This window comes from Variovorax glacialis (assembly GCF_051216375.1).
Classification (GTDB): Bacteria; Pseudomonadota; Gammaproteobacteria; order Burkholderiales; family Burkholderiaceae_C; genus Variovorax.
The window spans coordinates 141,277-166,050 of record NZ_JBPJZT010000010.1; the positions used below are offsets into that span (position 1 = coordinate 141,277).

The 24,774-nt window shown below is 67.2% G+C and carries 23 protein-coding genes; 10 read left to right on the top strand and 13 right to left on the bottom strand.

The window, feature by feature from the left end:
• Positions 1-166: 166 nt before the first annotated feature.
• Together tldD and rodA are read right to left on the bottom strand one after the other, a co-directional pair.
• Positions 167-1,627 carry a metalloprotease TldD gene (gene tldD / locus ACSFBL_RS24750; RefSeq protein ID WP_435518461.1) on the bottom strand — a complete coding sequence of 487 codons (1,461 nt, stop codon included), beginning with the start codon at positions 1,625-1,627 and terminating at the stop codon, positions 167-169.
• A gap of 117 nt (positions 1,628-1,744) precedes the next feature.
• Positions 1,745-2,899: a rod shape-determining protein RodA gene (gene rodA / locus ACSFBL_RS24755; RefSeq protein ID WP_435518462.1), complete on the bottom strand. Its 1,155-nt coding sequence runs from the start codon at positions 2,897-2,899 to the stop codon at positions 1,745-1,747.
• Positions 2,900-2,996: 97 nt separating this feature from the next.
• Between rodA and ACSFBL_RS24760 the strand changes: the two genes are divergently transcribed.
• The 10 genes from ACSFBL_RS24760 (at position 2,997) to ACSFBL_RS24805 (ending at position 12,369) form a co-directional block, all read left to right on the top strand.
• Entirely contained in the window at positions 2,997-3,587 is a 591-nt protein-coding gene (locus tag ACSFBL_RS24760; RefSeq protein WP_435518463.1) for a YqiA/YcfP family alpha/beta fold hydrolase, read from the top strand.
• Between the two features lie 48 nt (positions 3,588-3,635).
• The gene (locus ACSFBL_RS24765; RefSeq protein WP_435518464.1) at positions 3,636-5,696 is read left to right on the top strand and encodes a ribonuclease catalytic domain-containing protein; all 2,061 of its coding nucleotides are present in this window, start codon (positions 3,636-3,638) and stop codon (positions 5,694-5,696) included.
• Positions 5,697-5,796: 100 nt separating this feature from the next.
• Positions 5,797-6,654: an energy transducer TonB gene (locus ACSFBL_RS24770; RefSeq protein ID WP_435518465.1), complete on the top strand. Its 858-nt coding sequence runs from the start codon at positions 5,797-5,799 to the stop codon at positions 6,652-6,654.
• A 13-nt stretch (positions 6,655-6,667) separates the two neighbouring features.
• Positions 6,668-7,513 (top strand): shikimate dehydrogenase, encoded by an 846-nt coding sequence (aroE, locus tag ACSFBL_RS24775; protein WP_435518466.1) that lies wholly within the window; start codon positions 6,668-6,670, stop codon positions 7,511-7,513.
• Entirely contained in the window at positions 7,510-8,259 is a 750-nt protein-coding gene (mtgA, locus tag ACSFBL_RS24780) for a monofunctional biosynthetic peptidoglycan transglycosylase (protein WP_435518467.1), read from the top strand. The genes aroE and mtgA overlap by 4 nt, the downstream gene beginning before the upstream one ends.
• Positions 8,260-8,279: 20 nt before the next feature.
• Positions 8,280-9,071, top strand: a complete 792-nt coding sequence (locus ACSFBL_RS24785; RefSeq protein WP_435518468.1) for a lysophospholipid acyltransferase family protein — start codon at positions 8,280-8,282, stop codon at positions 9,069-9,071.
• Positions 9,072-10,136, top strand: a complete 1,065-nt coding sequence (locus ACSFBL_RS24790) for a phosphatidate cytidylyltransferase (RefSeq protein WP_435518469.1) — start codon at positions 9,072-9,074, stop codon at positions 10,134-10,136.
• A 7-nt stretch (positions 10,137-10,143) separates the two neighbouring features.
• A complete protein-coding gene (gene ruvC / locus ACSFBL_RS24795) occupies positions 10,144-10,692 on the top strand; it encodes a crossover junction endodeoxyribonuclease RuvC (protein WP_435518470.1) in 549 nt (182 codons plus the stop codon).
• 103 nt (positions 10,693-10,795) lie between these two features.
• The gene (locus tag ACSFBL_RS24800) at positions 10,796-11,749 is read left to right on the top strand and encodes a TIR domain-containing protein (RefSeq protein WP_435518471.1); all 954 of its coding nucleotides are present in this window, start codon (positions 10,796-10,798) and stop codon (positions 11,747-11,749) included.
• Positions 11,750-11,763: 14 nt separating this feature from the next.
• The gene (locus ACSFBL_RS24805; protein WP_435518472.1) at positions 11,764-12,369 is read left to right on the top strand and encodes a hypothetical protein; all 606 of its coding nucleotides are present in this window, start codon (positions 11,764-11,766) and stop codon (positions 12,367-12,369) included.
• Positions 12,370-12,376: 7 nt separating this feature from the next.
• Here the strand turns inward: ACSFBL_RS24805 and ACSFBL_RS24810 are convergent, their stop codons facing one another.
• The 11 genes from ACSFBL_RS24810 to mraY form a co-directional block, all read right to left on the bottom strand.
• A complete protein-coding gene (locus ACSFBL_RS24810) occupies positions 12,377-12,553 on the bottom strand; it encodes a hypothetical protein (protein WP_435518473.1) in 177 nt (58 codons plus the stop codon).
• A gap of 12 nt (positions 12,554-12,565) precedes the next feature.
• A complete protein-coding gene (lpxC, locus tag ACSFBL_RS24815; protein WP_435518474.1) occupies positions 12,566-13,489 on the bottom strand; it encodes a UDP-3-O-acyl-N-acetylglucosamine deacetylase in 924 nt (307 codons plus the stop codon).
• Between the two features lie 79 nt (positions 13,490-13,568).
• A complete protein-coding gene (gene ftsZ, locus ACSFBL_RS24820; RefSeq protein WP_435518475.1) occupies positions 13,569-14,786 on the bottom strand; it encodes a cell division protein FtsZ in 1,218 nt (405 codons plus the stop codon).
• Positions 14,787-15,049: 263 nt separating this feature from the next.
• A complete protein-coding gene (gene ftsA / locus ACSFBL_RS24825; RefSeq protein WP_028251950.1) occupies positions 15,050-16,279 on the bottom strand; it encodes a cell division protein FtsA in 1,230 nt (409 codons plus the stop codon).
• 17 nt (positions 16,280-16,296) lie between these two features.
• Positions 16,297-17,079: a cell division protein FtsQ/DivIB gene (locus ACSFBL_RS24830; RefSeq protein ID WP_435518476.1), complete on the bottom strand. Its 783-nt coding sequence runs from the start codon at positions 17,077-17,079 to the stop codon at positions 16,297-16,299.
• Positions 17,076-18,059: a D-alanine--D-alanine ligase gene (locus ACSFBL_RS24835; protein WP_435518477.1), complete on the bottom strand. Its 984-nt coding sequence runs from the start codon at positions 18,057-18,059 to the stop codon at positions 17,076-17,078. Before ACSFBL_RS24835 ends, ACSFBL_RS24830 begins: the two co-directional genes overlap by 4 nt.
• Positions 18,056-19,501, bottom strand: a complete 1,446-nt coding sequence (gene murC / locus ACSFBL_RS24840) for a UDP-N-acetylmuramate--L-alanine ligase (protein WP_435518478.1) — start codon at positions 19,499-19,501, stop codon at positions 18,056-18,058. The genes ACSFBL_RS24835 and murC overlap by 4 nt, the downstream gene beginning before the upstream one ends.
• Entirely contained in the window at positions 19,498-20,571 is a 1,074-nt protein-coding gene (murG, locus tag ACSFBL_RS24845; protein WP_435518479.1) for an undecaprenyldiphospho-muramoylpentapeptide beta-N-acetylglucosaminyltransferase, read from the bottom strand. Before murG ends, murC begins: the two co-directional genes overlap by 4 nt.
• Positions 20,568-21,860 (bottom strand): putative lipid II flippase FtsW, encoded by a 1,293-nt coding sequence (gene ftsW, locus ACSFBL_RS24850; protein WP_435518480.1) that lies wholly within the window; start codon positions 21,858-21,860, stop codon positions 20,568-20,570. The genes murG and ftsW overlap by 4 nt, the downstream gene beginning before the upstream one ends.
• Entirely contained in the window at positions 21,857-23,587 is a 1,731-nt protein-coding gene (gene murD / locus ACSFBL_RS24855; protein WP_435518481.1) for a UDP-N-acetylmuramoyl-L-alanine--D-glutamate ligase, read from the bottom strand. The genes ftsW and murD overlap by 4 nt, the downstream gene beginning before the upstream one ends.
• Positions 23,588-23,591: 4 nt before the next feature.
• A complete protein-coding gene (mraY, locus tag ACSFBL_RS24860; RefSeq protein ID WP_435518482.1) occupies positions 23,592-24,770 on the bottom strand; it encodes a phospho-N-acetylmuramoyl-pentapeptide-transferase in 1,179 nt (392 codons plus the stop codon).
• Positions 24,771-24,774: the final 4 nt, after the last annotated feature.

Sequence of the window (24,774 nt, forward strand, 5' to 3'; positions counted from 1 at the left end):
AAAAGCGCGAGCTGCGGACATAAGTCGCGAATTTAACACAGACAACCGCGCCAGCGGGGAACCAAGGCCTGGGACGTCACGGAACCGGCTCCGCCGGTCCGCAGACGTCGCCCCCGGCAGGGGGAAGGAGAAGCGACACGAAGTGCGCGCATCCTGGGGGCGAGCCTCATGCAGTTCCGCCCACCGTCAGGCCATCGATGCGCAGCGTCGGCTGCCCGACGCCCACCGGCACGCTCTGGCCTTCCTTGCCGCAGGTGCCCACGCCCGAATCGAGCGCCATGTCGTTGCCGATCATCGTGACGCGCGTGAGCGCATCCGGCCCGTTGCCCACGAGCGTGGCGCCCTTCACCGGATACTGGATCTTGCCGTTCTCGACCCAGTAGGCCTCGCTCGCAGAGAACACGAACTTGCCGCTCGTGATGTCGACTTGGCCGCCGCCAAAGTTGGTGGCGTAGAGCCCCTTCTTGATGCTGGCCACGATTTCTTCCGGCACGCGGTCGCCGCCCAGCATGTAGGTATTGGTCATGCGTGGCATCGGCGCATGCGCGTAGCTTTCGCGACGGCCGTTGCCGGTCGCCTTGGTCTTCATCAGCCGTGCGTTGAGCGAATCCTGGATGTAGCCCTTGAGGATGCCGTCCTCGATCAGCACGTTGCGCTGCGTGGCGTTGCCTTCGTCGTCGACGTTGAGTGAACCGCGGCGGTCGGCGATGGTGCCGTCGTCGAGCACCGTTACGCCCTTCGCGGCCACGCGCTCGCCGATGCGGCCGGAGAACGCGCTCGAGCCCTTGCGATTGAAATCGCCTTCCAGGCCGTGGCCGATGGCTTCGTGCAACAGGATGCCGGGCCAGCCGGGGCCGAGCACCACGGTCATTTCGCCGGCGGGTGCCGGGCGCGAGTCCAGGTTGACGAGCGCCGACTTGACGGCCTGGTCCACGTACTGCGCGATGTGTTCGTCATCGAAGTAGGCCAGCCCGAAGCGTCCGCCGCCACCGCCGGAGCCCACCTCGCGGCGGCCATTCTGCTCGGCGATCACGGTGACCGACAGGCGCACCAGCGGCCGCACATCGGCGGCCAGCGTGCCGTCGGCGCGCGCGACCAGCACCACGTCGTACTCGCTCGCGAGGCCCGCCATCACTTGCGCGACGCGCGGATCGCGGGAGCGCGCGAGCTTCTCGACCTTTTCGAGAAGCTGCACCTTCGCCGTGCTGTCGAGCGTGGAGATCGGGTCGACCGCGCCGTAGAGTGAACGGCTGGACGCGATCTTTCGCGTCGGCGCCTTCACCCGTGCCGTGCGGCCGGCGGCGGAAATCGAGCGAACGGTGCGCGCCGCGTCGAGCAGCGAGGCTTCGGAGATGTCGTCCGAATAGGCGAAGGCCGTCTTCTCGCCGCTGACCGCCCGGACGCCGACGCCCTGGTCGATGCTGAAGCTGCCCGTCTTCACGATGCCCTCTTCCAGGCTCCAGCCCTCGCTGCGGGTGTACTGGAAGTAGAGGTCGGCGTCGTCCACCTTGTGCGCGGTGATCTCGGCGAGCGCACGGGAGAGATGCGATTCGTCGAGACCGAAGGGCGTGAGCAGGAGTTGCTGCGCCGTGGCGAGGCGCTCGATGGTGGGTTCGCGAGAAATCATGAAAACATTCTAGGCTCCCCCCCAGGCTTCGCGCACTTCGTGTCGCTTCGCCCACCCCCTACCGGGGGCAACACCGGCGGCCCGGCCAAGCCGGTTCCGCGGTGTTCCTGGAAAAAGTCAGGATTGCATTAATCGTTTTGCGCGAGATATCGACATCAGGATCCCTAGCCCGAGCCCCAGCGTGACCATGGCGGTTCCGCCATAGCTGATGAACGGAAGAGGCACCCCCACCACCGGCAGGATGCCGCTCACCATGCCCATGTTCACGAAGGCATAGGTGAAGAAGATCATCGTCACCGCGCCGGCCAGCAGGCGGGAGAAGAGCGTCGGTGCGTCCAGCGCGATCGCGAGGCCGCGGAAGATCAGGAAGATGAAGCCGGCGATCAGGGCGAGGTTGCCGGCCAGGCCGAATTCCTCGGAATAGGCGGCGAAGATGAAGTCGGTGGTGCGCTCGGGGATGAACTCCAGGTGCGTCTGGGTGCCCTGCATGAAACCCTTGCCGCCGACGCCGCCCGAACCGATGGCGATCATGCCCTGGATGATGTGAAAGCCCTTGCCGAGCGGGTCCTTGGTGGGGTCGAGCAGCGTGCAGATGCGCTGCTTCTGGTAGTCGTGCAGGATCCGCCAGTCGAACCCGTCCGCGCACAATTGCGATTCGAAGCCCACGATGAGCGCCACGGCGACCAGGCCGATCACCACCGGCGGCACGATCAGCTTCCACGACAGCCCGGCGAAGAAGATCACCGACAGCCCCGTGGCCAGCACCAGCAGCGCCGTGCCGAGGTCGGGCTGCTTCATGATCAGGCCGATGGGCACGACCAGCAGGATCGTCGCGACCACGAAATCCAGCGCCCGCAACTGCCCTTCGCGCCGCTGGAACCACCACGACAGCATCAGCGGCATCGCGATCTTGAGGATTTCGCTGGGCTGAATCACCACGCCCACGTTGATCCAGCGCTGCGCGCCCTTCTTGGTGATGCCGAAGAGCGCCACGGCGATCAGCAGGCCCACGCCCACCGTATAGAGCGGCACCGCAAAGAACATCAGGCGCTGCGGCGGCACCTGGGCGACCACGAACATGATGAAGGCGGCCAGCAGCATGTTGCGGCCATGGTCGGCAAAACGGGTGCCGTGGTCGTAGCCCGACGAGTACATCGTCAGCATGCCGGCACAGGCCAGCAGCAGCACGGCGAAGGCGAGGAAACCGTCGAATCCCTGGAACACGGGCAACAGGCGTCGCGCGAGCGAGGGTTGGTGGAAGACGGCTGACATGGTTTCGGGCAGATGATTCGGGTCGGGATTATCGCGCCCTGCGCACTCGGAAGCGGCTCCGACGGCTTTTTCGGTTGCAATCCCGATAATGTCGCCCATGCCGCGAACCACCCACCTGCTCTACCTGCACGGTTTTCGCTCGTCACCCCGCTCGACCAAGGCCACGCTCATGGCGCAGCGCGTCGCCCGCGAGCACCCGAATCTGCGGTGGTGGTGCCCCCAACTGCCGCCCTCGCCGCGCGAGGCGATCGACCTCGTGATGCGCGGCATCGCCGACTGGCCCCGAAGTTCGATGGCGGTCGTCGGCTCCTCCCTGGGCGGCTTCTATGCCACTTATGTCACCAGCACCACCCATTGCCGGGCGGTGCTTCTGAACCCCGCCGTGCACCCCGCCCGCGACCTGGTGCGCCAGATCGGCGACCAGACGCTCTGGCACGACCCGGCCGAGCATTTCCACTTCCGGCCCGAATACATCGGCGAGCTGCGCGTGATGGATGCCGGACCGCTGGCGCGGCCGGACCAGGTCTTCGCCATCATCGCCAAGGGCGACGAAGTGCTCGACTGGCGCGAAATGACCGACCGCTATCCGGGAAGTCGCATCGAGCTGCTCGAAGGCGGCGACCACGCGCTGTCGGACTTCGCCGAGCGGCACCTCGACGAGGTGATGGCCTTCATCGACCCTGTCTGAGGGTCTGCGAGCGGCGAACGCGCCACAGCGCATGGGACAATCCGCGCCATGTTTGTATTGTTCGAAGAAGCCGGCAAGTACCTGGGGGGCCGCGTCCTGTCGGAGGCCGAGTCCTCGGCGCAGGTCGAGCTCGAGACCGGCAAGCGCGTCAAGGTCAAGGGCGCCAACATCGTGCTGAGGTTCGAAAAGCCCGCGCCACCCGAGTTGCTCGCCGAGGCGCGCGCGCTGGCGGCCACGGTCGATCTCGACCTGGCGTGGGAATTCGCACCCGAGGGCGAATTCGCCTTCGGCGAGCTCGCCGCCGAGTATTTCCAGGCCCAGCCGACCCTCGTGCAGCAGGCCGCGGCCCTGCTGGCGCTGTTCGAGGCACCGCACTATTTCCGTCGTGCCGGCAAGGGCCGGTTCAAGAAGGCGCCGGCCGAGATCATCCAGCAGGCGCTGGCTGCCATCGAGAAGAAGAAAGCCGTACAGGCCCAGATCACCGAGTGGTCGGCCCAGCTGGCGGCCGGCGAATGCCCGGCGCCAGTGCGCGAGCAGCTCTTCAAGATCCTGTTCCGGCCCGACAAGAACGCGCCGGAGTACAAGGCCGTGGTCGAGGCCTCCCGCGCCACGCAGCGCGCACCGCTCGACCTGCTGAAGCAGGCGGGCGCCATCGACTCGTCCTACCAGTTCCACTGGCGGCGCTTCCTGTTCGAGAACTTTCCGAAGGGCACCGCCTTTCCGGCGCTCAGCGCGCCGGTTATCGCCGACGAGCTGCCGCTGGCCGAGGTGCAGGCCTTCTCGATCGACGATTCGCAGACCACGGAGATCGACGACGCGCTGTCGGTGAGTGGCCTCGGCACCGGCACGGTCGTCGTCGGCATCCACATCGCGGCGCCGGGGCTGGCCCTGGTGCCGGGCAGCCCGATCGACCAGGTCGCGCGTGCGCGCATGTCGACCGTCTACATGCCGGGCCACAAGATCACGATGCTGCCCGACCACGTGGTCGAGGCCTACACCCTGCAGGAGGGCCGCGACTGCCCGGCCGTGTCGCTCTACGCGACCTTCGACGAATCCTCGCTCGAACTCAAGGGCACCGAGACCCGCCTCGAGCGCGTGCCGATCGTCGCCAACCTGCGCCACGACCAGCTCGATGCCGTCGTCACGCAGGCGTGGCTCGAGGATGCTTCGGTCGACGCCGACCGCACGCCCGAGGTGGCCCAGCGCGTGCGCGAGCCGCTGTCCTTCCTGTTCCGCCTGGCGAAGCAGCTGAAGGCGCAGCGTGAAGTCGTGCGCGGCAAGCCCGAGAGCTTCAACCGGCCCGACTACAACTTCCGCCTCGTCGGCAACGACGGCGAGCCCACCGGCAGCGAGCAGGTGCAGATCACCACGCGCCAGCGCGGGGCGCCGCTCGACCTGATCGTCTCCGAGGCCATGATCCTGGCCAACAGCAGCTGGGGCGGCTGGCTCGGCGAGCTGGGCGTGCCGGGGCTCTATCGCAGCCAGGCCAGCCTCGCACCCGGCATCAAGGTGCGCATGGGCACGCGCGCATTGCCGCACGCCGGCCTCGGCGTGAAGAGCTACGCGTGGAGCACTTCGCCGCTGCGCCGCTACACCGACCTCGTCAACCAGTGGCAGATCATCGCCGCCGCGCGCCATGGCAAGACCGCCGCGCTGGCCGCGCCCTTCAAGCCGAAGGATGCCGACCTGTTCTCCATCCTGTCGGGATTCGACGCGGCCTACAGCACCTACAACGCGCACCAGGGTGGCATGGAGCGCTTCTGGACGCTCAAGTACCTGGAGCAGCACGGCATCACCGAACTCGACGCGACCCTGATCAAGGACGTGCCGAACGGTGCGCTGGCCCGCGCCGACACGCTGCCGCTGGTGTTCATGGTGACGGGAACGCAGGGTCTGCTTCGCGGCGCGCGCGTGCGCGTCAAGCTGGGCGAGATAGACGAGATCGCGCTCGACGTCCACGGCACCGTCGTCGAGCGACTCGACGCTGCGCCGTCCGAAGCCACGGCGGAGGACGAAGCGGGCGAGGACGAGGAAGAGGTCGCCGGCCCGATCGCCATTGCGGTCGACCTCGCGGACAGCGAGGCCGCACCGGAGAACGCTCCGGCATGAGCCGCGCCGGACCGCTCCAGGCAAGCTCGCACCGCCGTGCGAAGCATGGAGCTTTGCCAATGACCGAAGCGAGCAGCAGTCTGGAGAAGGAAATCACCCGATGAACCTGCGCGACCTCAGCACGCTGCAGATTGCCCTCGGCCTGTCCGTGGTCGCCCATGCGGCCTTGCTGACCGTCCGTTTCGTCGATCCGGAGTCCTTCAACCGCGTCTTCAAGGAGACGCCGCTGGAGGTCATCCTGGTCAACGCCCGGACCAACGAGCGGCCCGACAAGGCCAAGGCGATCGCCCAGGCCTCCCTGGCCGGCGGCGGCGATCTCGACAAGGGACGCGCCACCAGTCCGCTGCCGCCCTCCGCCTTCACGACCATGGGCGATGCGATGGAAGAGCAGCAGCGCCAGGTCGAGGCGATGCAGCAGCAACAGATGCTGCTGCTCGCCCAGATCAAGCAGCAGCTCGCATCGATGCCGGTGCCCGATCCGCGCAGCCAGGGCAACCCGAGCGAAACCGCCGCGCGCGAGGAAAAGCGTCGCCAGCTGGTCGACCTGCTCGCGGAGATCGAGCGCCGCGTCAACGAAGAAAACGCACGGCCCAAGAAGCGCTACATCAGCCCCGCCACGCGCGAGGCCGCCTATGCCGCCTATGTCGATGCGCTGCGCCGGAAGATCGAGGTGCGCGGCACCGAGAACTTCCCCGAGGCGGCCGGCAAGAAGATGTACGGCGAGCTCACGATGATGTTGACGGTCAATTTCGACGGCTCGATCCTCGCGACCGACATCGTCGAGAGCTCGGGCAACCGGCTGCTCGACCGGCGCGCGCAGGCCATCGTCCGCAGCATCGGCAGCTTCGGCAAGTTCACCGACGCGATGCGCCGCCAGACCGACCAGATCGTGCTGCCCTCGCGCTTCAAGTTCACCCACGACGAGACGCTCGAGACACAGCTTTCGTCCAGACAATGACCAAGGTGACGCCATGGACCTGTACTGCGTGATGGGCAATCCGGTCGAGCACAGCCGCTCGCCCTGGATTCATGCGCGTTTCGCCGAGCTCACGGGCCAGACGCTGGACTACGGGCGACGCCTGGCACCGATCGGGGGATTTGCCGATGCCGTCGCGGCCTTTCGGGCCGACACGGCGGGCACGGCACGCGGCTGCAACGTCACGGTGCCCTTCAAGTTCGATGCGGCGGCGCTCGCCGCGCAACATCTGACGCCGCGCGCCGCGCTGGCGCATGCCGTCAACGTGCTGAGCTTTCGCGACGACGGCATCCACGGCGACAACAGCGACGGCATCGGGCTGGTCAACGACATCACCCTTCACGCGGGCGTCGCGATCGCGGGGAGCGATTTGCTGCTGCTCGGCGCGGGCGGCGCGGCCGCGGGCGTGCTCGGTCCCTTGCTCGAAGCCGGCCCGCGCCGCGTCGTGGTCGCCAACCGCACGCTCGCGAAGGCCATCGCGCTGGTCCAGCGCCACGCACCGCTCGCCTTGCAGCACCACGTTGCGCTGGAGGCGCAGGCACTGCACGAAGTGCCCGGCACCTTCGACGTCGTGGTCAACGCCACCGCGTCGAGCCTGGCGGGCGGCGAAGTGCCGGTCGACGGCCGCGTCCTGAAAAAGGGCGCACTCGCGATCGACATGATGTACGGCCCCGCCGCTGCCGGCTTCATGGCATGGGCACGCGCGCACGGCGCGGTGCCGCGCGACGGGCTCGGCATGCTGGTCGAACAGGCGGCCGAGGCCTTCGAGACCTGGCGCGGCGTCCGGCCGCCGACGGCCACGGTGCTGGCCGAGTTGCGCGCCATCGTCGACGCGAAGTGAAGCCCTTCCTTCGCTGGCTCGGCTGCCTTCTGATCGCTGGCTTCGCGCTCGAACTGTTCTTCATCGGCAGGATCGCCGCGATGGCGGCCATCGATCCCGAGTCCACGGCCTTCCAGCGCTCCGAGGCCTGGCAGGTCGCGACGCACGGACGCAGCAACGGCGAACGCGACTGGCAGCAGCGCTGGGTGCCCTATGCGCAGATCGCCGACTCGCTCAAGCGCGCCGTGATCGCCAGCGAGGACAGCGAGTTCGTCTATCACCAGGGCGTCGAGTGGGAGGCCATCGAGCGGGCCCGCCAGCGCAATGCCAAGGCCGAGGAACTCGCTGCGCGCCGCGCCGCGCAGATGCGTGCGCGAGGCAAGGAGCCGCGCGCTCCCCAGTTGCGCGGCGGCTCGACCATCACCCAGCAACTGGCCAAGAACCTGCTGCTGTCGGGCGAGCGCACGCTGCTGCGCAAGGGGCAGGAGCTGGTGCTCGCCACCGCGCTCGAAGTGATGCTGAGCAAGCAGCGCATCCTCGAGATCTACCTCAACAACGTCGAATGGGGCGAAGGCATCTTCGGCGCAGAAGCCGCCGCCCAGCACTACTTCAGGAAGTCCGCGTCGCGGCTCAGCGCGAGTGAGGCAGCACGGCTCGCCGTGATGCTGCCCAGCCCCAAGTACTTCGAGCGGCGGCAGGGTTCGGGCTATCTCGCAAGTCGCACGAGCACGATCGTCGCCCGGATGCCGGCCGCCGAACTGCCTTAGCTCAACCTATCATCGACTTCATGCTTGCAAAGATCACCGGGTGGGGATTGCTGGCCTTGATCCGGTTGCTCACCGGCGCGCAGGCGCGTTGGTGGGGCTGCCCGCCCAAGGCCGAGCAGCGCATCTACTTCGCCAATCACCAGAGCCATCTCGATCTCGTGATGATCTGGGCCGCCCTGCCCGAGGAACTGCGCAGCATCACGCGGCCGATCGCCGCCCGCGACTACTGGGCCAACTCGCCCTTCAAGCGCTGGATCACGACCGAGGTGTTCCATGCGATCTACGTCGAGCGCGGCGGTGGCGCGCCGGTGGTGCCGCCTGCGCCGCCCGCGCCGCCACCGCTCGCCGAGCGCATCGAACCGGCATTCGACGACGTGCCGCCGCCGGACCCGGCGCCCGTCGAGCCGTGGACCTCGCAGGTGGAACTGCCCTTGTCGCAACCGGTTGCGGAGCCCGTTCCCATCGCGACGCCGGGCAGCGCCGAGGCGCTGGCACCGCTCCAGCCCTTGATCGAGGCGCTGCAGAGCGGCGACTCGATCATCATCTTCCCCGAGGGCACGCGCGGCCACACGGGCGAGCCGCAGAAGTTCAAGTCGGGCCTCTTCACGCTCGCGCAGATGTTTCCCGAGGCGGTGCTCGTGCCGGCCTGGATCGACAACGTCCAGCGCGTGATGCCCAAGGGCGAAGTGGTGCCCGTGCCGATCCTCTGCTCGGTCACCTTTGGCGCACCAATCCGACTCGAAGAAGGCGAAGAGCGCCGGCCCTTTCTCGATCGGGCACGCAAAGCCGTGGTCGCGCTGCGCGAGGTCTAGATGAACGAGTACCTCCGCAATCTTTCATCGACCCACCAGGTCGCGGCGCTTTTCTTCATCGTCTTCGGGCTGCTGTTCATCGTGAGCACGGTGGCCTTCCTGCTGAGCTTCAGGGAGCGTCGCAATCCGGTGCACGACGAGATCTGGCAGCGGGAGCTCCATCATTTCCGCACGCTGCTGCGCACGACCTGGGTGATGGTGGTCATCTTCTGGGTCGGCTGGGCCCTGGGCGAGAAGGTCGCGACGCTGCTCTTCGCCCTCATCTCGTTCTTCGCGCTGCGCGAGTTCATCTCGATGTCGCCGACGCGGCGGGGCGACCACCGCAGCCTGATCCTCGCCTTCTTCTTCGTGCTGCCGATCCAGTTCTGGCTGGTCGCGACCGCGCACTTCGACCTGTTCACCGTGTTCATCCCGGTGTATGTCTTTCTCGCGATTCCGGTCGTCAGCGCGCTGGCCGACGATCCGAGCCACTTCCTCGAACGCAATGCCAAGCTGCAATGGGGGATCATGGTCTGCGTCTACGGCATGAGCCATGTGCCGGCGCTGCTGCTGCTGTCCTTCCCGCACTACGAGGGCAAGAACGCATTCCTCGTCTTCTACCTCGTGTTCGTGGTGCAGACCTGCATGATCGTGCAGCACCTCGTGTCGCGACGCAAGACGATGCCTGCAGAAGGCGCGCCCCCGCCCGAGCCGCCCAATGGCTGGCTCGCCACCGCACGCCACCGGCTGTTCATGCAACCGCCCTTCGCGCCGAACGTGAGCCGCAGCTTCAACTGGACCAGCTGGGCCCTGGGCATGGCGATCGCCAGCGTGGCCGGCGCCCTGCTGTCCTTCATCACGCCGTTCAAGTTCGGCCAGGCGCTCGCGATGTCGCTCATCGCCTGCGTGGCGGGTTCCATGGGCCATCTCGTGATGAAGGCACTCAAGCGCGACCGCGGCATCCCCAACTGGGGCCGCCGCGGCGTGGGCGTGACCGGCGCCAACGGCCTGCTGGACCGCGTGGACGCCCTCTGCTTCGCCGCGCCGGTGTTCTTCCACGCCGTGCGCTGGTACTTCGACGTATGAGCCGCTGATGCGCATCCTCGGTATCGACCCCGGACTCCAGACCACCGGCTTCGGCGTGGTCGACATGGAAGGCCACGCGCTGCACTACGTCGCCAGCGGCACCATCAGCACCAAGCACCTGGCGCGCGGCGAACTGCCGGCGCGCCTCAAGGTGCTGTTCGATGGCATCGGCGAGATTGCCGAGCGCTACAAGCCCGACGCGGCGGCGGTGGAAATCGTGTTCGTCAACGTCAATCCCCAGTCGACGCTGTTGCTCGGCCAGGCGCGCGGCGCGTGCATCACGGCGCTGGTGACGAGCAATCTGTCCGTGGCCGAGTACACGGCCCTGCAGATGAAGCAGGCCGTGGCCGGCCATGGCGGTGCTGCGAAGGCGCAGGTGCAGGAGATGGTCAAGCGGCTTCTTCAACTGCCGGGCGTGCCGGGCAGCGACGCGGCCGACGCGCTCGGCATCGCAATCACGCATGCCCATGTGGGGAGTTCCATGGCCCGGCTCGGGCAGGCCACGGCACTCGGGCGGACCACGACGGGGATGTATCGGCAGGGGCGGACGCGCTAGGCTGCGTCGTCCATCGCTTCCCAACGCGAGTCCGGCAAGGCATAGTCGGTCCGTCCGCTGGCGCTGCATCCTGTCAGCGCGAGCCAACCCGGAGGGCTCGATCTTGGTCCTGAAGCCGCAAGTCTTCATTGGCTCTTCCACCGAAGGCCTCGAAGTTGCCCGGAAGGTGAAGAAGCATCTTTCCCGCTGGGCGACCTGCACCATCTGGGACAAGGATGTCTTCACCTTCAACAAGAGCTATTTCGACACGCTCGTCAAAAGCATCAACCTCTACGACATCGGCGTGCTGGTGGCGACCGCGGACGACTTCACGCGATCTCGCGATGAGGCGTTCGATGTGCCGCGCGACAACGTGATCTTCGAGTTCGGCCTGTTTCTGGGCGGCCTCGGGCCGAGAAAGGCGTTCCTTGTCTGCCAGGACGGTGTCAAGCTGCCCAGCGATCTGCTCGGCATCTCCTTGCCGTCGTTTCCCGGCGAGCCGGGCGATGCACAGGACAAGGCGCTGCGTGACATCTGTGCAAGGATCAAGAAAGAGATCGACAAGCGCGGCCGCACCTTCGAACTCGGGCTGCTGCCTTCCGTGTCGCTGGCCCACGGCTACTTCCAGAATTTCGTCGTGCGCACCTGCCAGCGGCTGATCGACCAGAAACACATCGTGGTCGATGGTCGCTCGCTGCCCGTGGAGGAATTCCGCTTCAGGATCCTGATCCCGAACGACCTGTCGGCCGACATGTACGACAAGGTCACGGCCAGGCGCCATTCGCTGAAGTGGCGACCCATCAAGGTCGATGCAGGAACGATGCGCCCCTACGACTTCCACGTCGACCTGTCGTCGAACGTCGCGGGGCACATCGAGATCTATGACATCCCCCTGACCCTGAACAGCCTGCACCAGGCCATCCAGCAACACCTTGAAAAGGCCCACCTGGGCAGGGACTTCTACGAGCGGATGCTGGAGCACAGGGAGATCTCCGGCTTCCAGGGCGTGCTGGATGTGCTGATCGAATCCAACGACATCACCAAGTCCCGCGTGAGCACGGAAATCGTCCCGGTCTGACGAAAAGGCGCGACATGCCCGATCGCATTCCCACGCCCGTCGACCTGTACTTCCAGAACATCCGCCCCGCCATCGAGAACATCCTGCTCGACGAGATCACCGGCTTCTGGAGTCGGGATCGTCATGCGGTGGCGGAACAGGCGCTGCTCTATGGCGAAGCCCATCGCGTGGAGGTGTTCTACGTCTGCGTGGACATCCGCAATGTCGGCGGTGCCAACGCCGTCCTGAACTGGACGGGCGTGGCGGACCGGATATTCAAGCCCTTCGCCGGCTTCCTGAAAAAGGCCCTCGTGGAGACACTCGCCGGGCACGCGCAATGCATGCTGTTCCGGCAGGGCGGCGACGAGTTCTCGGCGGTCGTGGCGGGCGTTCCGGGCAGCGCGTTCGCGCAAGCCGACCTGGAGCGTGCGCTGACGGGCTTCGAGAGCGAGGTGCGGGACTACGCGACACGCATGGGTTTCGACGACATTCCAAACCCCAAGGGAATGATCGATCCGGGTGTCGGGGTGTTCTACGCGCTGGCGCCCTTGTCAGCCGGTTCGCCCGTGGCTCACGCCTTCTCGCTGGTGGACGGACAGATCGAGCAACTGAAGAAAGTCCGACGCACGCACACAGGCTAGCGCCGGCCTAGAACACCCGCTCGGCGATCAGCACCGCGAAGAAGCCGAAGGCCGCCAGCAGCGTCCACTTGAGGACGACCCAGCCGAAGCGGCGGTACTTGAGCTGTCCGGTGCCGGCATAGAACGCGAAGGACGCCCCGGCCACGAGCAGCAGCAACAGGATGGCCCAGCGGAAGATCAGCATCGACGGGATGGGCTACCAGGCACGTGCGACTTCAGCAAAGCCGGCCGGCGCGCGCTTCTCGTCGTCGAAGGTCACGACCTCGTGGGCATCGTCGTGCGCGAGCAGCTCGCGCAGCAGCTTGTTGTTGAGCGCATGGCCCGAGCGGAAGGCGCTGTAGGCCGCCAGCAGCGGCTGCCCGATGACGTAGAGGTCGCCCATCGCATCGAGGATCTTGTGCTTGACGAACTCGTCGTCGTAGCGAAGTCCGCCCGCATTCAGCACCTTGGTGTCGTCCATCACGATCGCGTTGTCGAGCCCGCCGCCGAGGGCGAGGCCCTTCGAGCGCATGTACTCGACTTCCTTGGTGAAACCGAAGGTGCGGGCGCGCGCGATGTCGCGGCTGTAGGAGCCGCTGCCCAGGTCGAACTCGACCCGCTGGCCGGTGGAGTTGACGACGCGATGGTCGAAGTCGATCTCGAAGCTGAGCTTGAAGCCGTGGAACGGCTCGAGCCTCGCCCACTTGGCGTCGGCGCCCTCGCCCTCGCGCACCTCGACCGGGCGGGTGACGCGGATGAAGCGCCGCGGCGCGCTCTGGAGTTCGATGCCCGCGCTCTGCAGCAGGAACACGAAGGATGACGCCGACCCGTCGAGGATCGGCACCTCGTCGGCCGTGATGTCGATGAGCAGGTTGTCGATGCCCAGGCCCGCACACGCCGACATCAGGTGCTCGACGGTCTGCACCTTGGCGCCGCCGGAGGACACCGTCGACGCGAGCCGGGTGTCGGTGACCGCCTCGGCGGTCATCGGGATCTCGACCGGCTCGGGCAAGTCGACGCGCCGGAACACGATCCCGTGGTTGACGGGCGCCGGGCGCAGAGTGAGTTCCACACGCTGGCCGCTGTGCAGGCCGACGCCCACGGCGCGTGTGATGGATTTGAGGGTTCGTTGGGGAAGCACGGGCGCGATTTTAGAGGCGCGAGGCATCCGGCGTACCGTATGCCTCGCTATCTCCGCAATAGCCCCCACAGGAACTCGCTCAGTCAGCTTGCCTGCGCAGGAACGCCGGAATCTCGAAATCGTCCATCCCGCCCGACGACAGCGCGTCCACCTTGGCCGCGGCCATGGTGCGGTTGGTGCGCCACACGCTGGGCACGGCCATGCCGTCGTAGTTCGGCTGGCTGGCCGCGTGACCGTGGCCATGTCCGCTCGCGGTGCCGAGCGTTGGCACGTTGAAGGGGATGTTGTCGGTGCCGGTGCGAATGACTTCGAGCGTCGGTGCCTGGCGGCGTGCGTCCTGGCGCGAGAGGCCGGTCGCGACCACCGTCACGCGCATCTCGTCGCCGAGGTTGTCGTCGTAGGCGGCGCCGTAGATCACGTGCGCGTCCGGCGAGGCGTAGGCGCGGATGGTGTTCATCGCGAGCTTCGATTCGCTCAGCTTGAGCGAAGCCTTCGACGCCGTCACCAGAACCAGCACGCCCTTGGCGCCCGAGAGGTCGATGCCTTCCAGCAGCGGGCAGGCCACGGCCTGCTCGGCGGCGATGCGCGCGCGGTCCGGGCCGCTGGCGGCGGCCGTGCCCATCATGGCCTTGCCGGGTTCGCCCATCACGGTGCGCACGTCTTCGAAGTCGACGTTGACGCCGCCGTACTCGTTGATGATTTCCGAGATGCCGCCCACGGCGTTCTTGAGCACATCGTTGGCATGCGCGAAGGCTTCGTCCTGCGTGACGTCCTCGCCGAGCACGTCGAGCAGTTTCTCGTTCAGCACCACGATCAGCGAGTCGACGTTGGCTTCGAGTTCGGTCAGGCCGACATCGGCATTGGTCATGCGGCGGCCGCCTTCCCAGTCGAAGGGCTTGGTCACCACGCCCACCGTCAGGATGCCCATCTCCTTCGCGACGCGTGCGATCACCGGCGCTGCGCCGGTGCCCGTGCCGCCGCCCATGCCGGCCGTGATGAACAGCATGTGCGCGCCGGCGATCGCCTCGCGGATGTCGTCGATCGCCGCCTCTGCCGCGTCACGGCCCTTCTCCGGCTTGCTGCCCGCGCCCAGTCCGTTGGTGCCGAGCTGGATGGTCTTGTGCGCATTGCTGCGCGACAGGGCCTGTGCGTCGGTGTTCGCGCAGACGAACTGCACGCCCTGCACGCCACGGTCCATCATGTGGGCGACCGCGTTGCCGCCGCCACCGCCGACACCGATCACCTTGATCTGCGTGCCCTGGTTGAACTCTTCGATCTCGATCATTTCGATAGCCATTTTCTGACTCCTTGAATTTGCAGTTGCCACTTATTTGCGAATGAATTTGTTGTTGGAACCGAGAGCGCTATGGCGGTGGACCCGTCCGTCGCCATCGCTCGTTGAAATGACGCGGAGGCCCCGCACGGGCCAGCCAAAGAGGAAATGCGTTCATCGCACCGTCCCTCCATCGGAAACACCGCGGAACCGGCTTCGCCGGGCCGCAGGTGTTGCCCCCTGCAAGGGGGTGGAGAGCGACACGAAGTGCGCGAGCCTGGGGGTCATCAAAAGTTCCCCACGATGAAGTCCTTGAAGCGGCCGAAAGCTGTCTTCACGGAACCGTTTTTCTGAGCGACCTTGAAGCCACGCAGCCGTGCGTAGCGCGCTTCTTCGAGCAGGCCCATGACCGTAGCCGCACGCGGCTGCGCAACCATGTCGGACAACGCGCTCGAATACTTCGGAATGCCGCGCCGCACCGGCTTCAGGAAGATGTCCTCGCCAAGCTCGACCATGCCGGGCATCACCGCGCTGCCGCCCGTGAGCACCACGCCCGATGACAGCACCTCTTCATAGCCCGACTCGCGGATCACCTGCTGCACGAGCGAGAAGATCTCCTCGATGCGCGGCTCGATCACGCCGGCCAGCGCCTGCTTGCTCAGCATGCGCGGGCCGCGGTCGCCGAGGCCCGGCACTTCGACCTGCGTGTCCGGATCGGCCAGCAATTGCTTCGCATAGCCGTTCTCGACCTTGATGTCCTCGGCGTCCTTGGTCGGCGTGCGCAGCGCCATGGCGATGTCGCTCGTGATCAGGTCACCGGCGATCGGGATCACGGCGGTGTGGCGGATCGCGCCGTTGGTGAAGATCGCGACGTCGGTCGTGCCCGCGCCGATGTCGACCAGCACCACGCCGAGTTCGCGTTCGTCCTCGGTCAGCACCGCCTGGCTCGAGGCCAGCGGGTTGAGCATGAGCTGGTCGACTTCGAGCCCGCAGCGGCGCACGCACTTGATGATGTTCTCCGCCGCGCTCTGTGCACCGGTCACGATGTGGACCTTGGCTTCGAGCCGCATGCCGCTCATGCCGATCGGCTCCTTCACGTCCTGGCCGTCGATCACGAATTCCTGCGGCTCCACCAGCAGCAGGCGCTGGTCGCTGGAGATGTTGATGGCGCGCGCCGTCTCGACCACGCGGGCCACGTCGGCGGGCGTGACCTCCTTGTCCTTGACTGCCACCATGCCGCTCGAATTGATGCCGCGGATGTGGCTGCCGGTGATGCCGGTGTAGACGCGGCTGATCTTGCAGTCGGCCATCAGCTCGGCCTCCTTGAGGGCCTGCTGGATGCTCTGCACCGTGGCGTCGATGTTCACCACCACCCCGCGCTTGAGGCCGTTGCTGGGCGCAATGCCGAGGCCGGCCAGCTTGAGCTCGCCGTTGGACAGCACCTCGGCCACCACCGCCATCACCTTGGCGGTGCCGATGTCGAGGCCGACAACGAGATCTTTGTACTCTTTGGACATGAAGCTTCCTCTAATCGCTATTTCTTCTTGGGGTCTGGAACGACCGTGGTGACGCCGCGCAACCGCAGCGCGTAGCCCTCGTTGTGCCGCAGGTCGGCGCCCTCGACCGCCGCGACCGTGCGCCCGTACTGGCTTGCCACCGGCGTCACGGTCTTCAGGAAACGCTGCGTGCGGGCGGTCACCTCGTCGACCTGCCCGCGCCCCAGTTCGATGACGGCGCCGCTTTCGAGAATCACCTTCCAGCTGCCGCGGCTCGACAGGCTCAGCTCGTCGATCGACAGGTCGTAGCCCTGGAAGATCGGCGCCAGCACCCGGTACATGCCCAGCACCTGGCCGGCCTGCTCGGGCGGGCCGTCGAGGCGCGGCAGGTGGTCGTCGACTTCGGCCACGTTGGCCTCGAAGACTTCGCCGAAACCGTTGATCAGTTTCGAACCCGCCTCGTCGCCCCAATGCGCGACGGGCACGTGCTCCGTCAGCGTGGCGCGCAGCTTGTTCGGGAACTCGCGCCGGACGACCGCCTTGCGCACCCATGGCACCGACTCGAAGGCCGTGCGCGCACGCGCCAGGTCGACCGTGAAGAAGTTGCCCGCCAGTTGCGGCGCGACGTTGGCGCGCAGCGTGACCGCGTTGTTGTGCGTGACCTCGCCGTCGACCTTGATGCCGGCGAGCGGGAAGAAGGGTTGGCGCAGCACCCACCATGCGCCCGCCGCCAGCAACGTGAGCGCGAACAGCGCGAACACGAGGGTCGCGGTCACGTTCATCAGCTTGACGTCGAAGGGCACGGGGATGCTGTCGCTCATGGGCTGGCCTCTTTCGGTGCCGAGCCGGAATCCAGCGTCGCGGTGGCGAGCACGCGCAGGCACAGGTCCTCGTAGTCGATGCCCGCGGCGCGCGCCGACATGGGCACCAGCGAATGCGTGGTCATGCCCGGCGAGGTGTTCATCTCCAGCAGGAACGGCTTGCGGTCGCTGGCGCGGATCATCAGGTCGGCCCGGCCCCAGCCGCGGCAGCCGAGCTGGTGGTAGGCGGCCAGCGTGATGCGGCGGATCTCCTGCTCCTCGTCGCCCGCCAGGCCGCTCGGGCAGTGGTACTTCACGTCGTCGGTGAAGTACTTGTTCTGGTAGTCGTAGGCGCCTTCGGGTGCGGAGATGCGCACCACCGGCAGTGCCACCGCGTCGAGGCCGCTGCCCAGCACGGCGCAAGTGACTTCCTCGCCCTCGATGAACTCCTCGCAGAGCACGTCGGTGTCGTAGCGGATCGCGAGCGCGACCGCGTCCTGCATCTGCGAGTAGCCCACCACTTTGGTCACGCCGATGGACGACCCCTCGCGCGGCGGCTTCACGATCAGCGGCAGGCCCAGCACGTCGGGCACGGCGTTGATCTGCTCGCGGCTTTGCTGGTCGAAGGCGAGGCGCACGTAGCGCGGCGTGGGCAGGCCGTCGGCATGCCAGATGCGCTTGGTCATGACCTTGTCCATCGCCACGCTGGACGCCATCACGCCGGAGCCGGTGTAGGGAATGCCGAGCAGCTCCAGCGCGCCCTGCACCGTGCCGTCCTCGCCATGGCGGCCGTGCAGCACCACGAAGCAGCGCTGGAAGCCCTCGCGCTTGAGATCGCTCAGTTCGCGCACGGCCGGGTCGAAGGCATGGGCGTCGACGCCGCGCGAGCGCAGGGCCTCGAGCACGCCCGTGCCGGACATGATGGAGATTTCCCGCTCGGCCGAACTGCCGCCGAACAGCACGGCGACCTTGCCGAAGGCCTTGGGATCGATCAGGCTCACAGCGCCCTCCCTTCGCGCGTCAGGCGCTCCGATTTCGGCGGCATCGCGCCACCGAGTTCCACCACTTTCGCGGGCACGGCACCGATGGAGCCGGCGCCCATGCAGATCACGACGTCGCCTTCACGCGCGTTGTCCAGGATCGCTGCCGGCATCTCCGTGATCTCGTCGACGAACACCGGCTCCACCTTGCCCGCCACACGCAGAGCGCGTGCCAGCGAGCGGCCGTCCGCCGCCACGATGGGCGCTTCGCCCGCGGCATAGACCTCGCCCAGCAGCACGGCATCGGCCTGCCCGATGACCTTGACGAAATCCTCGAAGCAATCCCGCGTGCGCGTGAAGCGGTGCGGCTGGAATGCCAGCACGAGGCGGCGACCCGGAAAGGCGCCGCGCGCCGCAGCGATGGTCGCCGCCATCTCGACCGGGTGATGGCCGTAGTCGTCGATCAGCGTGAAGCTGCCCGCGCCTTGCGACGGGACTTCGCCATAGCGCTGGAAGCGTCGACCCACGCCCTTGAAGTCGGCGAGGCCACGTTGGACTGCCTCGTCAGGTACGCCAAGTTCGACGGCGACCGCGATCACCGACAGCGCGTTGCGCACGTTGTGCTCGCCGGGCAGGTTCAGGACGATGTCGAGGTCCGGCAGCGTGACGCCGTTGCGGCGCTGCGCCGTGAAATGCATCTGCGATCCGACGGCGCGCACATTCACTGCGCGCACCTGCGCGTCCTCGCCGAAGCCGTAGCTCGTCACCGGGCAGGACACTTCCGTCACGATGTCGCGCACGGCGGGGTCGTCGGTGCACAGGATCGCAACGCCATAGAAAGGCATCCGGTGCAGGAAGTCGACGAAGGCCTTCTTGAGCCGCGCGAAGTCGTGGCCGTAGGTCTCCATGTGGTCGGCGTCGATGTTCGTGACCACGGCCATCACGGGCAGCAGGTTCAGGAAGGAGGCGTCCGACTCGTCGGCCTCCACCACGATGTAGTCGCCGCTGCCGAGCTGGGCGTTGGCGCCCGCGCTGTTGAGGCGCCCGCCGATGACGAAGGTCGGATCGAGGCCCGCGGCCGCGAGCACGCTCGCTACCAGGCTCGTCGTCGTGGTCTTTCCGTGCGTTCCGGCGATGGCGATGCCCTGCTTGAGCCGCATCAGCTCCGCGAGCATCAACGCGCGCGGAACGACCGGGATGCGCTTCTCGCGCGCCGCGACGACCTCGGGGTTGTCGGCCTGCACGGCGGTCGAGGTGACGACCGCATCGGCACCGGCGATGTTCGCGGCGTCGTGGCCGACGAAGGTCGAGATGCCGAGGCCCGCCAGGCGTCGCAACGTCGCGCTGTCGGCCAGGTCCGAGCCCGAGATCGTGTAGCCGAGGTTGAGCAGTACCTCGGCGATGCCGCTCATGCCCGAGCCGCCGATACCGACGAAATGGATGTGATGGATCGCATGCTTCATGAGCGACCTCCATGGCTGAGTTCTTCGCATGCGCGGACCACGGCGTCTACCGCTTCGGTCTTCTGCATCGTCTTGGCCTTCAAGGCCCGTTCCATGAGCGCGGGGCGCCCGGTTTTCTGTAGCAAGTCTGCCAACAATTCAGGTGTGAGTTCGGTTTGTTGAACGAGCCAGCCACCGCCCGCGTCGACAAGGAAGCGGGCATTGGTGGTCTGGTGGTCGTCAACGGCGGAAGGAAATGGCACGAACAGCGCTGCTGCGCCGACGGCCGCGATTTCGGTGACGGTGCTGGCGCCTGCGCGCGCGACGATCAGGTCGGCTTCGGCGTAGGCCTGTGCGGTGTCTTCGATGAAAGGCGTCAGTTCGCCTTCGACGCCGGCGGCCGCATAGTTGGCGCGCAACTCGTCGATCTGCTTGGCGCCGCTCTGGTGCGTGACCCTGGGACGATGCGCCGGCGCGATCAGCGCCAGCGCCTTCGGCACGACGGCATTGAGCGCCTTGGCACCCAGGCTGCCGCCGACCACCAGCAGTTGCAGCGGGCCGGTGCGGTTCGCAAAGCGGGCGACGGGATCCGGCTGCGAGGTGAATGCCGACCGCAGCGGGTTGCCCACCCACTGCGCCTTCTTGAACACGTTGGGGAAGGCAGTGAAGACGCGGTCGGCCACGCTCGCGAGCACCCTGTTCGCGAGACCCGCGACCGAGTTCTGCTCATGCAGCACCAGCGGCTTGCCCAACAGCACGCTCATCATGCCGCCCGGAAAGGTGATGTAGCCGCCCAGGCCGACGACCACGTCGGGACGCACGCGGCGCACGACGCCGATGCTCTGCCAGAAGGCGCGCAGCAGGCGCATGGGCAGCAGCGCCAGCGTGATCGGGCCCTTGCCGCGCACGCCGGCGAACTGCACCGGCTCGAAGGCGAAACCGCGGGGCGGCACGAGTTGGTGCTCCATACTGCCGGGCGCGCCGAGCCAGTGCACGCGCCAGCCGCGCTCGCGCAGCGCCTCGGCCACGGCGAGGCCCGGGAAGATGTGCCCCCCGGTGCCGCCGGCCATGACGAGTGCGGTCCGGCTCATACACGCCCCCCGCGCATGAGAACGCGATTTTCGTAGTCGATGCGCAAAACGACCGCGAGCGCCACGACATTCATCAGGATGGCGGAGCCGCCGAAGCTCATCAGCGGCAGCGTCAGCCCCTTGGTCGGCAGCGCGCCCAGGTTCACGCCCATGTTGATGAAGGTCTGGAAGCCGATCCAGATGCCCACGCCCTGCGCGACCAGGCCGGAGAACACACGGTCGAGCGCGATCGCCTGGCGCCCGATGTGCATGACACGCCGCGTGAGCCAGAGGAACAGGGCAATGGCAAGCAGCACGCCGATGAGCCCGAACTCCTCGCCGATCACGGCGAGCAGGAAGTCGGTGTGGGCCTCGGGCAGCCAGTGCAGCTTCTCGACACTGCCGCCAAGTCCGACGCCGAAGACCTCACCGCGCCCGATCGCGATCAGCGAATGCGAAAGCTGGTAGCCCTTGCCCAGCGCATGCTCCTCGCTCCACGGATCGAGGTAAGCGAAGATCCGCTCGCGCCGCCACGGGCTCGTCGCCACGATGGTGCCGAAGGCCACGACGACCAGCGCGGCGATGACGAAGAACATGCGGGCGTTCACGCCGCCCAGGAAGAGAATGCCCATCGCGATGACCGCGATCACCATGAAGGCGCCCATGTCGGGCTCGGCCATCACCAGCATGCCGACCACGACGACCGCCACGCCCATGGGCAGCACGGCCCGGAAGAATCGCTCCTTGATCTCCATCTTGCGCACCATGTAGCTGGCGGCGTAGAGGATCATCGCGAGCTTGGCCAGCTCCGAGGGCTGGAAGCGCATGAAGCCCAGCGGCAGCCAGCGGCGTGCGCCATTGACGTTGATGCCGACGTGCGGAATGAGCACGGCCATCAGGAGCAGCAGCGACACCACGAAGAGCCAGGGCGCGGCGCGCTCCCAGGTCTTCATCGGCACCTGGAATGCCAGCAGGGCCGCCACGAAGGCGATCACGAGCGACGCCGCGTGCCGGGTGAGGAAGAAGGTGGGGCTGTAGCCGGCGCGCGCGAAGCGCGGGTTGTCGGGGATCGCGATGGATGCGGAATACACCATCACCAGGCCCCAGGCCAGCAGGGCGACCGTGACCCAGACCAGCGCCTGGTCGAAGCCGAGCACGCGCACCGGCGCCGCCTTGGTCTGCGTCATGCCGGCGTTGCCGAGCCGCACCGGCAGGTGCATGGGCAATGCGTCGATGCCGCTCTTGGCGCGGCTGAACCAGCCGCTGAAGCGGCCGGTCTTGTTGGGTGTCGCCGAAGCGCTGGCGCTCACGCGGCCTCCCCATTGCCTTGGCCACCCGGCGCGTCGGCGAGTGCCTCCACGGCCTCGCAGAAGACGGTGGCGCGATGGGCGTAGTCCTTGAACATGTCGAAGCTCGCGCAGGCCGGTGACAGCAGGACGGCATCCCCGGGCTGCGCGCGGCCGGCGGCCAGCGCCACCGCCTCGGGCAAGCTCGCGGCGGACTGCATCGAGACGCCGGTGGAAGCGAGTGCCGCCTCGATCAACGGAGCATCCCGGCCGATCAGCACGACGGCGCGCGCGTACCGACCGACCGGCGCGGCCAGCGGCGCGAAGTCCTGCCCCTTGCCTTCGCCGCCGAGAATCACGACGACACGGCGTTCTTCGCCGAGACCGATCAGCGCGGCGACCGTGGCGCCGACGTTGGTCCCCTTGCTGTCGTCGAAGTACTCGACCTCGTTGACGATGGCGACCGGCTCGACGCGATGCGGCTCGCCGCGGTACTCGCGCAGGCCATAGAGCATCGGCGCGAGCTGGCAGCCCGCCGCCGTGGCGAGCGCCAGCGCCGCCAGCGCATTGAGCGCGTTGTGCCGGCCGCGAATGCGCAGGGCATTGGCGGGCATCAGGCGCTGGATGTGGATCTCTTCCTCTTCGACGGCGGCACCGCGCTTGCGCTTTTGCGTTTCGTCGGCTTCCAGCGCACGCACGAGCCAGCCCATGCCGTGCAGGCGCTCGATGCCGTAGTCGCCCGGGCGCGTCGGCATTTCGGCGCCGAAGGTGACGACCGTGCGCGCGACCTGCCCCCTAGGCAGCTTGGCCGGCGCAGGCCGCATGGCCATGACGGCCTCGTCATCGCGATTGAGCACCATCGTGCCCTTCTTGCCGAAGACGCGGGCCTTGGCCGCCGCATAGGCGGCCATGTCGCCGTGCCAGTCCAGATGGTCCTGCGTGAGGTTCAGCACCGTGGCGGCGGTCGGCTCGAAGCCCTCGACGCCGTCGAGCTGGAAGCTGGACAGCTCCAGCACCCAGACGTCCGGCAATGTCTCGGCATCCATGTGGCCCCACAGCGTGTCGAGCAAGGTGGGGCCGATGTTGCCGGCGACCGCGACGCTCTTGCCGGCGCGCTCCACGAGTTGGCCCGTCAATGCGGTGACCGTGGTCTTGCCGTTGGTGCCGGTGATCGCCAGCACCGCCGGGGCGTAGCCTTTAAGCTCCGGCGGCGGGACGACAATTTCCGGCGCCGGCGCGAAGGAGTCGTCGTCTTCGTCGGGCGGCGCGGCTTCGACGGCTTTGTCGCCTTCGCTTTCGGCGGTTTCATCCAACACGGGCTCGACGGGCTCGGCGACCTCCGGCGTCGGCTCGACAGCGGGCGCTTCGACGACAACCTCGGCCTCTGGCGCCGCCGCCGCTTCGACGATGCGCAGGTCCGCCAGCGCGCGTGCAAACAGGTCCAGCTCACCCCCGACGGTCAACCCCATGGCACGAGCGGCTTGAACCACGACCGCCACCGAGGCCGGGGACAGCCCCGGCGAGCGGTACACGGCACGCACCGGCGTGCCTTCGACCAATGCTGCCGAGAACGGTCCGCCGACAAAGACGGCATCGGGCCATTCCTCGCGCAGCGTCGCCAACTGCGGCGGCGCTTCGCGCGTGTCGGCCACCGTGACCCTGGCGCCGTGGCGCGAACACCAGCGCGCCATCGCCAGGCCGGACGCACCGAGGCCCAGGACGAGCACGTGGAGGTCTTTGAGATGCCGCATGTTTTTAACGCAGCTTCAAGGTGGAAAGGCCCACGAGGCACAGCAGCATCGTGATGATCCAGAAGCGCACGACGACCTGCGTCTCGCGCCAGCCGCTCTTCTCGAAGTGATGGTGCAGCGGTGCCATCTTGAGCACGCGCCGACCTTCGCCGAAGCGCTTCTTGGTGTACTTGAAGTACGTGACCTGCGCCATCACCGAGATCGCCTCGACCACGAAGATGCCGCCCATCACGAAGAACACGATCTCCTGCCGCACGATGACGGCGATGGTGCCGAGCGCGCCGCCGAGCGCGAGCGCGCCCACGTCGCCCATGAAGACCTGCGCCGGATGGGTGTTGAACCACAGGAAAGCGAGGCCCGCGCCGGCCATGGCGGAGCAGAACACCAGCAGTTCCCCCGAACCCGGGATGTGCGGGAAGAGAAGGTAGCGCGAATACACCGCGCTGCCCGTGACGTACGCGAACACGCCCAGCGCGGAGCCGACCATCACGACCGGCATGATCGCCAGGCCATCGAGACCGTCGGTGAGGTTCACCGCATTGCTCGCGCCGACGATCACCAGGTAGGTCAGGATCACGAAGCCGATGCCGCCGAGCGGGTAGCTCACTTCCTTGAAGAAGGGCACCAGCAGGTTGATCTTCGGCGGGAAGTCCAGGTCGAAGCCCGAGCGCACCCAGGTGAAGAACAGTTCGAGCACGCGCCAGTTGGAGCTCTCCGAAATGCTGAAGAGCAGGTAGAAGCCCGCCACCAGCCCGACCACCGACTGCCAGAGGTACTTCTCGCGCGAGCGCATCCCTTCCGGATCCTTGCGCACCACCTTGCGCCAGTCATCGACCCAGCCGATCGCGCCGAATCCCAGCGTGACCCAGAGCACAATCCACACGAAGCGGTTCGACAGGTCGAACCACAGCAGGGTCGAGAAGGCGATGGAGAACAGCACCAGCACGCCGCCCATGGTCGGCGTGCCGCTCTTGGTGAGGTGCGTCTCCATGCCGTAACTGCGCACCTGCTGGCCGATCTTGAGCGCCGTGAGGCGACGGATCACGTAGGGCCCCGCGGCCAGGCCGAGCAGCAGCGCGGTCAGCGACGCCATCAGCGCGCGGAAGGTGAGGTATTGAAAGACACGCAGGAAACCAAACTCCGGCGAGACCGTCTGCAGCCATTGGGCCAGGGTCATCAGCATGATG